Source organism: Dysgonomonas reticulitermitis (assembly GCF_054601275.1).
On sequence record NZ_BAAHWU010000068.1, the window covers coordinates 1 to 13,347 of the forward strand.

Annotated in this window: 12 protein-coding genes; 2 read left to right on the top strand and 10 right to left on the bottom strand. The window is 39.1% G+C overall.

The genetic code is table 11. The annotated features are described in order from the left end of the window. Positions 1-171: 171 nt before the first annotated feature. From ACYPZI_RS14570 to mdh, 10 genes are all read right to left on the bottom strand, one after another. Positions 172-1,845: a putative transporter gene (locus ACYPZI_RS14570; RefSeq protein WP_459602866.1), complete on the bottom strand. Its 1,674-nt coding sequence runs from the start codon at positions 1,843-1,845 to the stop codon at positions 172-174. Positions 1,846-2,115: 270 nt separating this feature from the next. Beyond that, complete coding sequence (locus tag ACYPZI_RS14575; RefSeq protein WP_459602868.1) at positions 2,116-3,843, bottom strand: sensor histidine kinase; 1,728 nt, start codon at positions 3,841-3,843, stop codon at positions 2,116-2,118. Positions 3,844-3,854: 11 nt separating this feature from the next. Further along, on the bottom strand, positions 3,855-4,550 hold the full coding sequence (locus tag ACYPZI_RS14580) for a response regulator transcription factor (RefSeq protein ID WP_459602870.1): 696 nt from the start codon (positions 4,548-4,550) through the stop codon (positions 3,855-3,857). Beyond that, on the bottom strand, positions 4,534-5,214 hold the full coding sequence (gene phoU, locus ACYPZI_RS14585; protein ID WP_459602872.1) for a phosphate signaling complex protein PhoU: 681 nt from the start codon (positions 5,212-5,214) through the stop codon (positions 4,534-4,536). The genes ACYPZI_RS14580 and phoU overlap by 17 nt, the downstream gene beginning before the upstream one ends. 96 nt (positions 5,215-5,310) lie before the next feature. Then, a complete protein-coding gene (gene pstB / locus ACYPZI_RS14590; RefSeq protein WP_459602874.1) occupies positions 5,311-6,090 on the bottom strand; it encodes a phosphate ABC transporter ATP-binding protein PstB in 780 nt (259 codons plus the stop codon). Then, positions 6,075-6,953 carry a phosphate ABC transporter permease PstA gene (pstA, locus tag ACYPZI_RS14595; RefSeq protein WP_459602876.1) on the bottom strand — a complete coding sequence of 293 codons (879 nt, stop codon included), beginning with the start codon at positions 6,951-6,953 and terminating at the stop codon, positions 6,075-6,077. Before pstA ends, pstB begins: the two co-directional genes overlap by 16 nt. An 83-nt stretch (positions 6,954-7,036) precedes the next feature. Beyond that, entirely contained in the window at positions 7,037-7,882 is an 846-nt protein-coding gene (gene pstC, locus ACYPZI_RS14600) for a phosphate ABC transporter permease subunit PstC (RefSeq protein ID WP_459602878.1), read from the bottom strand. 72 nt (positions 7,883-7,954) lie between these two features. After that, positions 7,955-8,992: a phosphate ABC transporter substrate-binding protein PstS gene (gene pstS / locus ACYPZI_RS14605; protein ID WP_459602880.1), complete on the bottom strand. Its 1,038-nt coding sequence runs from the start codon at positions 8,990-8,992 to the stop codon at positions 7,955-7,957. A gap of 78 nt (positions 8,993-9,070) precedes the next feature. Next, positions 9,071-10,306, bottom strand: a complete 1,236-nt coding sequence (locus tag ACYPZI_RS14610; RefSeq protein ID WP_459602882.1) for a M48 family metallopeptidase — start codon at positions 10,304-10,306, stop codon at positions 9,071-9,073. A gap of 351 nt (positions 10,307-10,657) precedes the next feature. Further along, positions 10,658-11,599 carry a malate dehydrogenase gene (mdh, locus tag ACYPZI_RS14615; protein ID WP_459602884.1) on the bottom strand — a complete coding sequence of 314 codons (942 nt, stop codon included), beginning with the start codon at positions 11,597-11,599 and terminating at the stop codon, positions 10,658-10,660. Between the two features lie 253 nt (positions 11,600-11,852). On the opposite strand from mdh, the gene ACYPZI_RS14620 reads away from it, so the two are divergent. Both ACYPZI_RS14620 and ACYPZI_RS14625 read left to right on the top strand, forming a co-directional pair. After that, positions 11,853-12,746, top strand: coding sequence for a hypothetical protein (locus ACYPZI_RS14620; protein WP_459602886.1), 894 nt, complete (start codon positions 11,853-11,855; stop codon positions 12,744-12,746). Then, entirely contained in the window at positions 12,746-13,243 is a 498-nt protein-coding gene (locus tag ACYPZI_RS14625; protein WP_459602888.1) for a GNAT family N-acetyltransferase, read from the top strand. The genes ACYPZI_RS14620 and ACYPZI_RS14625 overlap by 1 nt, the downstream gene beginning before the upstream one ends. Positions 13,244-13,347: the final 104 nt, after the last annotated feature.

Genomic DNA, 13,347 nt, shown 5'->3' on the forward strand with positions numbered 1-13,347 from the left:
TTATTCTGCTAATCATCCTGCTCCTAATTTTATAGCAAAAACTTTGTCCTATTTGCATTGGGCTAAAGTTCTTGTTCCACAAAGCAGATGCGAAAAATGAGCGTTGCTTATACGGAACTCAGGTTATCATAAGGCTGGCATAAGCAAAGATATATTTGCCATTACTGTGTATCAAAAAAACAACATCAGTAAAATTTGAGTAAAAATTATGCGAGCAAACATAGATACCGGATAAACAGTGGCATAAGCAACAGCCGGCTCATCGTTATCTATAGTAGAGTTCACATAAGTAAGGGCCATAGGGTTAGCCATACTACCACAAAGCATTCCTACGCTTTTAGCATAGTCTATCTTATATACTTTCATTGCTATAACAGCTATAATAATTACAGGAAGGACAGTGAGTACAAATCCGAATCCTATCCAAATCAGCCCCTCCGTTTGGAAGACAGTCTCAAAGAAATGTTCGCCGGCATCTATTCCCAAGCAAGCCAGATATATAGTAAGACCGAATTGACGCATCAGTAAATTGGCACTTTGAGTCGTATATGTTGTAAAATGAAACCTTGGGCCAAATGCACCCATTAATATCCCTACAATTATAGGCCCCCCGGCTATTCCCAGTTTAACAGGCAAAGTCATACCGGGAAAAGGTAAAGGTAGCGCCCCTAACAACAGGCCGAGCGCAATACCGGAGAATATCGCGATGAGGTTTGGCCTGTCCAGGTGTTTTTCCTCGTTACCAAGTATTTTTGCAACATTATCTATCGATGCCTTCTCGCCTACAACGGTCAATTTATCACCCATCTGTAACATCAAATCGGGAGAGGCCAGAAGGTCAATACCGGCACGATTGATACGCGTAATATTTATCCCGTAGTTGTTTCTTAATTTAAGCGAACCCAGTTTCTCACCATTAATTTTGCTTTGCGTCACAACAATACGGCGCGATACCAATTGACTATTATCTATATGATTCCAATCGATGTCTTCTTTGTTCCAATCCACATTTTCCTGCTCGCCAAACAGTACCTTTATATGCTCTACATCCGACTTTCGGGATATGATAAGTAAATGGTCGTTATGTCTCAGTATTCTTTCAGAAGTAGGAATAGTTACCACCCCGTCGTGCCATATACGCGAGATAACAAAATGCTTCGATGTAAGCTTCATTATATCACGTATCGTCTTACCTTCTATCGCAGGGTTTGTAATGTGAAACTCTCCCACATGCATATCGTTGTCTTTCTTTTCCGACAATTTCGCCAGCTCTGCCTTTGGTACAAACAACTTACGTAGAAAAATGATAGCCAATATTACACCAATAACGCCTAAAGGATAAGCCACAGCCGTAGCTAAGGCCATATCAGCTATAAGACGGGAGTCGGCGCTGATTTGCCTCAATGCTTGTTGAGCCGCGCCTAAAGCAGGGGTATTTGTTGTCGCGCCACAAAGAATACCTACCATATTGGAAAGGCTTATATTACTGGCATAACTAAAAATGACCGCAAATAAGAGGCCTAAGAATACCACACCCAAAGCCAAGACATTAAGGCGTAGTCCTCCTGCCCTTAATGACGAAAAGAATCCCGGCCCGACCTGTAATCCCAGCGCGTATACAAAAAGAACGAGACCAAAGTTTTGGGCAAAGCTCAACATGTCTTTATTCAAGTCAAGATTGAAATGCCCAATAAGAATACCGGTAAAAAAAACGAAAGTGATACCAAGTGAAATATTCAGAATTTTCAACTTGCCTAATTGCAGACCGATAGCGGATACTATCGAAATGACAATAATAGATAGTACGGAAGGAGATTCTAATACGGCCTCTATGAACCAATCCATAATTCTTTTACGTATTCAAATGCGGATACAAAGGTAAAACAATAAAAATGATTGTATCCATATCGGATGCAAAAAAGTAAGGAGAGTGTGTCAAAAGTAATTTTGCACGATCAAAATATTGCTTTCTTTTGTCATTCTGAGTATAACGAAGAATCTTGACCTTCAAAGAAAGATCCTTCACTCCGTTCAGGATGACAACCAACGGTCACAGGAGCGTAGCGTATGTAAATAGATAATGAGATTTACTTTTGACACACCCTTTCCTAAATATCATTTTTTCAAAGTAAAGAAAAATTCCAAGCCTCCCTCTACCCTGTTTTTCACCTGTATTTCACCTTTATGGAATAGTACCGCGTTTTTCACAATAGACAGTCCCAGTCCGGAACCTCCGGTATTACGCGTGCGCCCTTCGTTAACACGATAGAAGCGCTCGAACAACCGGGGCAGATATTGCTCTTCTACACCCTTACCTGTATCGCAATAGGAGAAATGCAAATAATCGTCATCTTCCATATAATTAGTTATATTTATATGGATGTGCGAACCTGCATAGTTGATCGTATTATCTATCAGGTTGCGGAAAATAGAATAGAGTAACGTATAATTTCCGTTTATGACCAAATGATCTTTGACTGACACATTTAGTTTGATATCATTATCTTCCAGTCCGTTTGCCAAATCTATCCGTACCTCTTCCAACAGCTGCGACAGATTAACTTTTTCCGTTTTGAATTGGGCAGGAGCCTCTTCAATTTTACTGATTAAACTCACATCATCTATCAGGTTTGACAATCGTATACTCTGCTGATAAGCCCGATCGATAAACTGAGTCTGTTTTTCAACCGAAAGGTCTTGTGAATTCAACGTTTCCAGGTATCCACGCAGACTGGTGACAGGTGTCCTCAACTCGTGGGCTATATTATTTGTCATTTCCTGCTTCAATAAGCGGGTCTTCTCCAGCTTGGTTATATCTTTTATTGTAATTTCAAAACTACGATCATCAAAAACAATCGTTTGAATCAAAAAGGCTTTGCTATTCTTATTTATATGGAAAGTGTGAAAGGTTTGTTCCTTTGTCCTGTTAGTTATAAAATCAATCACAGGATCGAAAACTTCCTCTTTAAGTATTGCCTCCAAATTGAATATAGGCTGATCTACAATAAGATTCAAATATTGGAAGAAGTTTGTATTGGCATATATCTTCTTAAAGTCCGGATCGAATATACAAATTCCCTCGTGGGCATAATGAAAATGTTGAATAAGTTTTTCTCTCTCCGCCTCTATTTTATGTTTGCTTTTTGCCTTTTGGTTTAATATATCTACCAGCTGATTGCCGATATCTCCCAATTCATCTTCGGGGAAATCTATAACTTCCGTCAATGGCTTATCATCCTTAATTTTTGTCGTTAGCATTTTCAGCTGAAAAATAGATTTACCAAAACGACCGGCCGCATAATTCAACAGGATGAGAACAATGATAAATAAACCTATAACCGTATAGATAAACAGGTTATCAGCCTTGAGCATTCCTTTTGTCTGTACAGTATATGGCAAGGCTACGCGCACATAGTAATCTTTATAGTTTTTAGCATAATACAGATACTCATGGTGAGTAGATGCCGACATACGTATATTAGAGCCCGTATTTTGATACGACGCGCTACGTATCTCCGGCCTGTCCAAATGGTTATCCAGTTGATTTATATTCTCCACGTCCTTATCGAATGTAACTTTTCCGTCTTCATTTATAATGGTCATACGAATATCCATTGGCATAGACTTGGCCAAAATTTGCAGTTGAATCAGGCTACTATCTTTTAATTTAAATTGACCGATATAAGCGTGTATTATCTCAGCATAGCTATCCAGCCTGTCTTCCAGAGCTTGTGTCCGTTGAGACTTTTCCTCTCTTTGTTCTATAACTATCACACAAAGAGTAAACAAGGCGAATATGATAAAGAAATAAAAGAAAATCCGTTGCTTATATGTAATCTTCATAATACAGGTTATTAGTTTGGCATATTAAACACATATCCATATCCGGTACGGTTAATAATATAATCACCGTAAACACCTACTTTTTTTCTCAATCTGGCGATATGTACATCTACAGTCCTCTCTAATACTATACCGTCATCTTTCCAGGCTTTATCTAAAATATCGGCGCGGGAGAATATTTTCCCTGCATTCCGGATTAGAAGAACCAGTATATTAAATTCCGTTTTGGTTAGTTCAATCGGCTTATTATCAATATATACGATTTTTGTATCCATATTTATTTCAAGAGTATTTACCGAAATAATACTCTCCTGAACTTCTGCCGAATGACGGGCCGTTCTTTTCAGTACACTCCTTACACGGGCTATCACTTCCTTGATTGAAAACGGTTTTGGTATATAATCGTCACCACCTATCGAAAAGCCCGTAAGCATATCATTCTCTGTGTTTTTTGCCGTCAGGAAAATGACAGGAGTATTATTTCCGTCTTTCCTCATCTGGTCGGCAAACTTAAACCCTGAAATTCCTCCCATCATAACATCAAGTAAAATCAACTTATGCTTTGGGGAAAGGATCTTTGCCGCCTGCTCCGCGGATTCAGCCAGATCTATATCATATCCTTCGTTTTGCAAGTTAAATTGCAATATCTCTCTTATGTCCGGTTCATCATCTACAATAAGAATAGATGTTTTATTGTTTGTTTCCATGTCTGATATCTTTACCTTCGGTTAAATAAATTGTAGCCTCTGCTATATTAGTCGCACTATCTCCAATCCGTTCCAGGTTGTGAGATATGGCGTTAATATGTATTATACTTTGTATTTCGGATTTGCTCAATGCTTTACCCGAAAGAGTTTCTTGTAAAGATAAGCTTATTTGATGAAACAGATCATCTACTTTGTCATCTTCCTGTATCACTTGATACGCTGTGTGAGCATCTTCATTTGAAAAAGAGAAAACAGCGTTCCTCAACATCTCTCCGGCATATTCCACCATTTTAGCGATCAGTCTTTTTACACCTTCAAAATGATGCGCTGATAAATCAGTCTTTCTCAAGAAGTGAATAATATTCAATAACATATCCCCCACCCGTTCAAGGTTAGTAGTTATATCCTGATAGGTAACTATTTTTCTTAAGTCAGCAGCTATCGGATTGAACTGGAATATTGTAAAAACCACTTCTTCTCTGACTTTAATCTCCAGCCTGTCCATGATTATCTCATTCGATTCAGCTTCTTCATACAACGATTCTATCGAGTTATCCTCTAATAGCTTTGTTGCTATTTGCATCTGTATCAATGCTGTTTTCGATAACAGTTCGAAATCGTTCAACAGCAGTTCGAGTTGCCTGAGTTTTATATTTGTTGTCATATTTTTCTAGCTTTTAGCTATTAGCTTATAGCCAATAGTTTTTGGGTTTATATTATTTAAAGCTAACAGCCAAAAGCTATCAGCTAACGGCTTATCTTAACTGAACACTCCTGTCAGATAATCTTCTGTACGCTTATCATTAGGCTTGGTAAACATTTGCTTTGTCGTACCGTATTCCACCAATTCACCTAAGTACATAAACATGGAATTATCGGATAGACGCGCAGCCTGAGACATATTATGAGTAACAATCACTATCGTGTATTGTTTCTTCAATTCAAATATTAATTCCTCCACCCTATTGGTAGAAATCGGATCAAGGGCGGATGTGGGTTCATCCATTAACAGCAATTCCGGTTTGAGGGCCAATGCGCGGGCAATACAAAGGCGCTGTTGTTGCCCTCCCGAAAGGAAAGTACCTTTCTTTGTCATCGAATCTTTCACCTCATCCCATAACGCAACATTACGCAAGCTATTTTCAACGACTTCGTCTTTTTCGGCTTTACTCAACTTCAGGTTATTCAACTTGTAGCCGGCTATGACATTGTCATAAATGCTCATTGTCGGAAACGGATTCGGGCGCTGAAATACCATTCCTGCAAGCCGGCGAACCTTCATTGGATTCATATCAAATATACTTTCTCCTTTCAGCAGTATTTCACCGGTCGTTACTATATCCGGATACAACTCGTGCATACGGTTTATAGCGCGCAGCAATGTACTTTTACCACATCCCGACGGCCCCATAATGGCAGTAACGGTATTCGCCTTAATACCGGCATTTACCAGATTAACGGCATTTTTACCGGGAGTGTACGACACCGAAACGTCCTTGAGTTCTAAAATATAATTGTTTAAATTTACTGTATTTTCCATTTTTTAGCTATACTTTTTGCAAAAATATTAATACCTAATACAAATAACAAAAGTAGTAAAGATGAAGACCATACCAAATCTGCCAGATTAGGATCGTTATAGAATTCCCATATCAAGAGGGATATCGCACTTGTAGGATCAGTAACGTTCCAATTTATAGTAGACGCACCCAAGGCTGTTACCAAAAGAGGCGCTGTTTCGCCCATCACACGAGATACAGCCAACAGGGAACCTGTAAACAGTCCGCTGAAAGCTGAAGGTAACAAAACTCTCAGAATAACGGTTGTATATGAACCGCCTAAAGCAAGACCGGCTTCTTTCAACGAAGCAGGAAGCATCTTTAAGCTTTCTTCTGTCGAACGTATTATCATCGGCAACATCATAACAGCAAGCGCCACACTACCGGCTAAAGCCGAATAGCCGGACATCGGGATCACTATCCAAATGTATACGACAACCCCGATAACAATAGATGGTATGCCTTGCAACAGATCGCTTAAGCTACGAACCAGACCGGCCATTTTTTTCTTTGGATTCTCCGCCAGATAAATTCCTGTCAGAATACCAACCGGAATAGCAATTACAATAGCCAATAACAGAATAAGAAGCGTTCCGGTTATCCCGTTGAGTATTCCGCCGGGAATAGGGCTGCCGCTTATCCGGGCAAGCATGGCTTCCATAGATGTAGGCGCTACTTCCGTGAATAAGCTCAGATTGAATTGCTTATATCCTTTTTTTATCAGTTCCCAAAGAATCAGGAAAAGCGGTACCATAGTCACACCCGACAGCAGGCAAACTCCGAACAAGAATGCTCTGCTCTTTGCCAATCGGAACTTCGATGTCGCTGTAAATCCTTTTCTCATATTAATTTAGCTTATAGTTAATATGCTAATTTGCTAATTGACACATTTTCAAATTGGCACATTTTCAAATTGACACATTGACATTACTTGTTCACCATTTTCATTATATACTTAGCCACGAAGTTGATACAGGCGGTAATCAGGAACAATAATAATCCGATAGCCATCAACGAACTAAGTTTTAGACCGCTGGATTCACCAAACTGGTTCGCAATTATACTGGCCATAGAGTTTCCTGTATCGGAAAGCGCCCGGGGTATATTATTCGTATTACCTATCAGCATAGTCACAGCCATTGTTTCGCCCAGAGCACGCCCGAACGCGAGCACATAAGAGGCGAATATCCCTGATCCCGCCACAGGCAGATTAACGGAGGTTATCACTTCCAAATTCGTCGCACCAAGACTGTAAGCTCCTTCTTTCAATTCATTAGGCACCATCGCTATAAATTCGGCGCTGAGAGAAGAGGCATAGGGTATAATCATAATTGCCAGCACAATGGATGAAAGCAGGACTCCAAATCCCTGATCATTCACTCCCAGATCGATTAAAACAGGTCGCAGGGTATAAAAACCCCACAACCCATATACGATAGACGGTATGCCTGCAAGCAAGTCTACTACCGAACTTACGATAGTCGATATTTTTTTATTTCTGAAATATTCTCCGTTGAATAGCGCGACTGATAATGAGAACGGTATACAGAACAACAATGCCAATATAGAAGTCATCATTGTTCCTGCAATAAAAGGTAAAGCGCCGTATATATCGTTTCGCGAATCCCACTCCGAAGAGGTTATAAATCCGAATCCAAATTCGGAGAAAGCTCCAAGACTTTTACTAATCAAACCATATACAATACCCGCCGTAAGTAATATGATTAAGCACGACGCTATGAGTAATATGGTTTTGAATATTTTATCTTTCATTATATTATAGCTTTTAGCCAATAGCCTTTAGCTGATAGCTCTTACTACTTACTACTTACTACTTACTACTTACTACTTACTACTATTATACGTCATCGACTGTATGATTGCTTTTGTTTTCTCCACAGCCGGTGCAGGAAGCGGCGCATAATGTGTCTTGGTAGCTATTTCCTGTCCTTCGGGGCTGATAATATAATTCAGCAAGCCAACCAATGCCTTGTATTGATCTTCTGTTCTGTTATTATAGCTTTGTTCCTTATAAGCAATAATCCATGTAAATGTACTGATCGGATAAGCTTCAGGATTAGAAGAGTTTGTTATCACTACACGTGTATCTGCCGGTATATCTACATTTGCCGACGCCGAAATACTCTTACTATCGGCCGCGACAAAATTACCCGAACTATTTCTCAACAGAGCTGACGACATATTCAACGCCAAAGCATATTCTGAGCCGATATAACCTATCGCGCCTTCCGTTTCGGCAATGATACCGGCTACACCCGGATTCCCTTTTGCTGAAACAGCTTTTGTTCCATTCGGGAATTTAAGGGATTTACCTGCGCCGATAGCCTCATGCCAGGCTTGATCTACTTTAGACATATATTCCGAGAAAACAGCCGTAGTACCGCTACCGTCAGAACGATATACAGGTATAATGCTCTTATCCGGGAAGGTTATTTCAGGATTGAGCTCTTTTATTTTAGCATCATTCCAGTTTGTGATTTTACCAAGATAAATATCTGAGATTATTTCTGAAGTAAGTTTTAAACCTTTAACGTCTTTCAGGTTGTAAGAGAGAACTACCCCCCCTAATGCTGTAGGTATGTGAACAATATCAGCGCCCATATCTTTCAATTCCGCTTCGGACAAGAAAACATCCGTTGCTCCAAAATCTACTGTTTTATCTTTCAAACTACGAATACCACCGCCACTACCGATGGCTCCGTATGTTACGTTGCTTCCGGACTTGGCGTATTCTTTGAATACTATATTGTAGAATGGCGCAGGGAATGTAGCTCCGGCTCCTGATAACGACGCTTCTTTTTTTCCACACGAGCTCAATGTAATAATCATTGCAGCTACCGTAAATAATAATGTTTTCTTCATATCCTTTATACGTTTTAATTTTGATGCAATGTTATTGAGTAATTGCAACAAACAAACTAAGGATGTGTTACGAAATGGTTAAGATTTAATATTTTCTAAAGCCTGCACCCTCTGTAACAGAGTGGGATGTGAATAATAAAAGAAGACGTATAGAGGATCCGGATTGAGATTGGACAAAGATTTGACATGCATCTTCTTTAGTCCTGTAATAAGCGGTACTGACAACCCAAAACCGGCTGCATATGAGTCGGCCTGATATTCATTTTTACGGCTGAGTATGCTGGAGAATATGCCAATAATAAGTGAAACCGGAGTAAACAGAACTGAAAACGCAATCATACCCAAATGAAAAGAAGCTTCTTTACCTCCCAGAGCAACAGCAATATCCTGATTGCCTAAAAATAAAGAAAGCAGGAAAAGAATTATACCCGTATAACATACAGAGGTAAACACACCCTGCAAAGTATGTTTCTTTTTGTAGTGACCTATCTCATGAGCAAGTACGGCAATAATTTCCCGTGTATCGAGATCATTAATTAATGTATCGAATAATACAATCCGTTTCTTCGCGCCAAAGCCTGTAAAATAAGCGTTTGCCTTTGACGAGCGTTTCGACGCGTCCATCACATATATATTATTTATGGTAAAACCCGCCTTATCAGCAAAAGCCTCTATCGCGTCACGCAATTCGCCTTGCTCCAACGGTGTTTGCTTATTAAAAAGAGGGACTATTAAGTTAGAATAAAACAAGGTCATAAATAAGGAAACTGCCGTTACAGCCACCCATGCGTAAAGCCATGCATATTCGCCTAATGTGTTGTACAACCATACAACTAAAGATAGTATAGCACCGCCTAAAATGAATGTGATAAAAAGCTCCTTTATCTGATCGAGCCAGAACGTTGCTTTCGTCGATTTATTGAACCCAAAACGTTCTTCAATAACAAACGTAGCATAATAACCAAAAGGCAATGTTACAATATCATTGATCAGATATATTATTCCAAAAAATACTAATGTAAGGGCAATCTCATTACCGACATATTGCCGCAAGTATTCGTCAAGCCAACCAAAAGCACCAATAGACAAGACTCCCAATAAAACAATAAAGGAAAAAATACTCGTGTATAAACTAAACAGGCTACTCTCCTTTTGATATGCTTGTTGCCGGGCATATTCTTCCTCATTATATATACCTGCCAATTGTGCCGGTATAGCCGGACTCATGCGTTTCCGGTTACGATGTGTAAGATATTGCGTCCATAGAAAATCGAGGACAACAATAAACAGTATGATAATAAGATATATAGACATAGCGATTATTTACGGACACAAAGATACAAAACAAAAGACTCTCTTCCTTTAAATCCTCTTACTATTTGCGCAAGTTAGTAGTTTCGCTCTATCCAATCTTTGTGATCCGTATGTTTAGAATAATGAAGTTATACTGTATTTTTTAAAGTAAAAACATCTTTTAAACGGGAGGTTAAAGCACGAATAAAACCTATTGCATAAAGGCGAACCTTATATATATAAACTAAACAAAAACTAAACAAAACATTATTAATAGTGAAAAGTGTAAATTAAACAAGCTCTTAAATAAATACCCCCTAAAAGTCAATTCTGACTTTAGGGGGCATTAGCACTATATGTTTACAAAACTAATTAAATAGCTTTAATTTCGCTCAACACTGTGTTTGTCTTACGTACAGCAGCAGCAGAAGCCTCGAATTTTTCCTTTTCGTCAGCAGTAAGCTTCAGGTCAACAATCTTTTCCCATCCGTTTTTACCCAACACAACAGGGACACCGATGCAAATATCATTTTGACCATACTCTCCGTCCAAAGCCACACAACATGGAATAACCTTTTTCTGATCGTGGATAATAGATTCTACTACATACGCCCCCGCAGCTCCGGGAGCATACCAAGCCGATGTACCAAGAAGACCTGTAAGAGTAGCTCCGCCAACCATAGTGTCGGCAATAACTTTATCCAATACTTCTTTGGACAGAAGATCCGACACAGGAATACCTTTATATGTAGCTAAACGGGCAACAGGAATCATTGTGGTGTCGCCATGTCCGCCTATTACCATACCTTCTACCTCGTTAGGGTTACAAGCCAGTGCCTGGCTCAAATAGTATTTAAAACGAGAACTATCTAAAGCCCCTCCCATACCAATGACACGATGCTTAGGAAGACCGGTCGCTTTAGATGCCAAATATGTCATCGTATCCATTGGGTTGGATATAATCACAAGTATAGCATCCGGTGAATATTTAAGCACATTTTCAGCAACAGTTTTTACGATACCGGCATTCACTCCTATAAGTTCTTCTCTTGTCATTCCGGGCTTACGGGGAATACCGGAAGTGATAACAACCACATCTGAACCGGCTGTAGCGGCATAGTCGTTGGTGACACCCTTAATACGTGAATCGAAGCCCAATAACTGGACTGTCTGGTTCATGTCAATAGCTTTACCTTCCGACACACCTTCCTTCACATCAAGCATTATCACCTCATCGGCCACTTCTTTAAAAGCAAGTACATTTGCACATGTAGCACCTACATTACCGGCACCTATAACTGTTACTTTAGACATAATAATTTGTTTTTGGGTTATATATTTAATTTGATTAATTAACGTCCTTGTTTTCAAATTGTAAACAATATTATCGACTATACTGTTCAAATCTATTGAAAACCCTAACAAATGTACACGCTTATTCTGAAATAACGAAGTTTTAATATATCAAAATTCTGTCAGATTTATTAAAAAAAGCGAAACACCGTAGCCCTTTTGCCCAACAGATTCAAATCTTTTATATATTTGCAGTCGATTTTTACAACAAATTATGGCTACAGAATCGAAAAATAATAACACTAAAATACTTATTGGAATAATAGCCCTTCTAATTGTGGGTATAGGTGTTGCTGCGTATTTCATTTTCAACCAAAAAGCTCAGATACAAGAGTTACAGGAAGTCAGTATTTTGAACAAGCAGGAACTGGAAGACGAATACGGTCAGTTGTCATATGAATATGAAAAAGTAAAAATGAATCTGAAAAACGATTCATTACTACAAAAACTAACCAACGAGCAGACTAAAGTTCAACGCTTATTAGAAGAACTGAAAACTGTAAAAGCAGAAAACAAATCAGAAATAGCCAGACTAAATAAGGAACTAAGCACCTTACGCCAAGTCTTGAGATCGTATGTAACGCAGATCGATTCACTGAATAGGGCTAATGCACAGCTTCGCCAGGAAAAGAGAGAAATCACGGATAAATATCAGGAAACCGCGCGTACATTAAATCAAGTTTCGCAACAAAAGCAAGATCTGTCGGAAAAAGTTACGCTCGCCGCCAAGCTCGATGCAACAAACATCAGCATACAGGCAACAAACAGCAAGGGTAAGGTTCAAAAAAATATAAAGAAAATAGAGCAATTTGTAATAAATTTTGCCATATCGAAAAATATAACGGCAGAGCCCGGCGAACGTACAATCTACGCGCGTATCATGAAACCCGATGACGATGTGCTGGTCAAAAGCCGTACAAATGTATTTCCTTTCGAAAACAAAGAAATAAACTATTCTATAAAAAGGGTCGTAGAATATGGCGGTGAAGAGACTCCTGTTATCATGTATTGGAATGTAGAAGAATACCTGATGCCGGGAAAATACCGCCTCGATTTATTTGCCGACGGCAACCGTATTGGCAGCAAATCTTTTACCTTAGACGATTAATGACCGCGATAGAAGCTACAAAAGAGCACCTGTTTATTATCCAGGCCCTTTCTGATAAAATATGGCCGCATACCTTCCAGGATATACTCACCGGGGAGCAGATCGGCTACATGATGGATATGATGTACAGTACGTCTTCGCTGGAGAAACAAATGGACGAACTCAACCACCATTATATACTGGCCGAAGACTCAGGCGAATATATAGGATATACTTCTTACGAACTCAACTATAAGGGGACAACTACGACCAAAATTCATAAGATATACATACTTCCTTCTTTACAAGGCAAAGGGGTTGGTCGTTTTTTAGTTGAAACTGTGGAAAAAACAGCTCGTCAAAACAAGAACAATGGACTATCTTTAAATGTCAACCGATTCAATAAGGCTCTTGATTTCTATAAACGGATTGGTTTTGAGGTAGTAAAAAGTGAAGATATAGATATCGGCAATGGGTTCCTTATGGAGGATTTTGTATTATATAAATTATATTATTAAATTACCCAAATAAGTTATATCTTTGTAGTCTCACTGATTAAACAGAAAGACAATGGGACGTAAGGTAAAACAACTAAAGAATTACACTACCGAACAGGTAGAGG

What these genes read in the sequence shown, in the direction of transcription:
- pstC (WP_459602878.1), bottom strand. Translation starts at nt 7,882, where the DNA reads ATGAAAGATAAAATATTCAAAACCATATTACTCATAGCGTCGTGCTTA.
- phoU (WP_459602872.1), bottom strand. Translation starts at nt 5,214, where the DNA reads ATGACAACAAATATAAAACTCAGGCAACTCGAACTGCTGTTGAACGAT.
- mdh (WP_459602884.1), bottom strand. Translation starts at nt 11,599, where the DNA reads ATGTCTAAAGTAACAGTTATAGGTGCCGGTAATGTAGGTGCTACATGT.
- pstB (WP_459602874.1), bottom strand. Translation starts at nt 6,090, where the DNA reads ATGGAAAATACAGTAAATTTAAACAATTATATTTTAGAACTCAAGGAC.
- ACYPZI_RS14575 (WP_459602868.1), bottom strand. Translation starts at nt 3,843, where the DNA reads ATGAAGATTACATATAAGCAACGGATTTTCTTTTATTTCTTTATCATA.
- ACYPZI_RS14580 (WP_459602870.1), bottom strand. Translation starts at nt 4,550, where the DNA reads ATGGAAACAAACAATAAAACATCTATTCTTATTGTAGATGATGAACCG.
- pstS (WP_459602880.1), bottom strand. Translation starts at nt 8,992, where the DNA reads ATGAAGAAAACATTATTATTTACGGTAGCTGCAATGATTATTACATTG.
- ACYPZI_RS14625 (WP_459602888.1), top strand. Translation starts at nt 12,746, where the DNA reads ATGACCGCGATAGAAGCTACAAAAGAGCACCTGTTTATTATCCAGGCC.
- ACYPZI_RS14610 (WP_459602882.1), bottom strand. Translation starts at nt 10,306, where the DNA reads ATGTCTATATATCTTATTATCATACTGTTTATTGTTGTCCTCGATTTT.
- pstA (WP_459602876.1), bottom strand. Translation starts at nt 6,953, where the DNA reads ATGAGAAAAGGATTTACAGCGACATCGAAGTTCCGATTGGCAAAGAGC.
- ACYPZI_RS14570 (WP_459602866.1), bottom strand. Translation starts at nt 1,845, where the DNA reads ATGGATTGGTTCATAGAGGCCGTATTAGAATCTCCTTCCGTACTATCT.
- ACYPZI_RS14620 (WP_459602886.1), top strand. Translation starts at nt 11,853, where the DNA reads ATGGCTACAGAATCGAAAAATAATAACACTAAAATACTTATTGGAATA.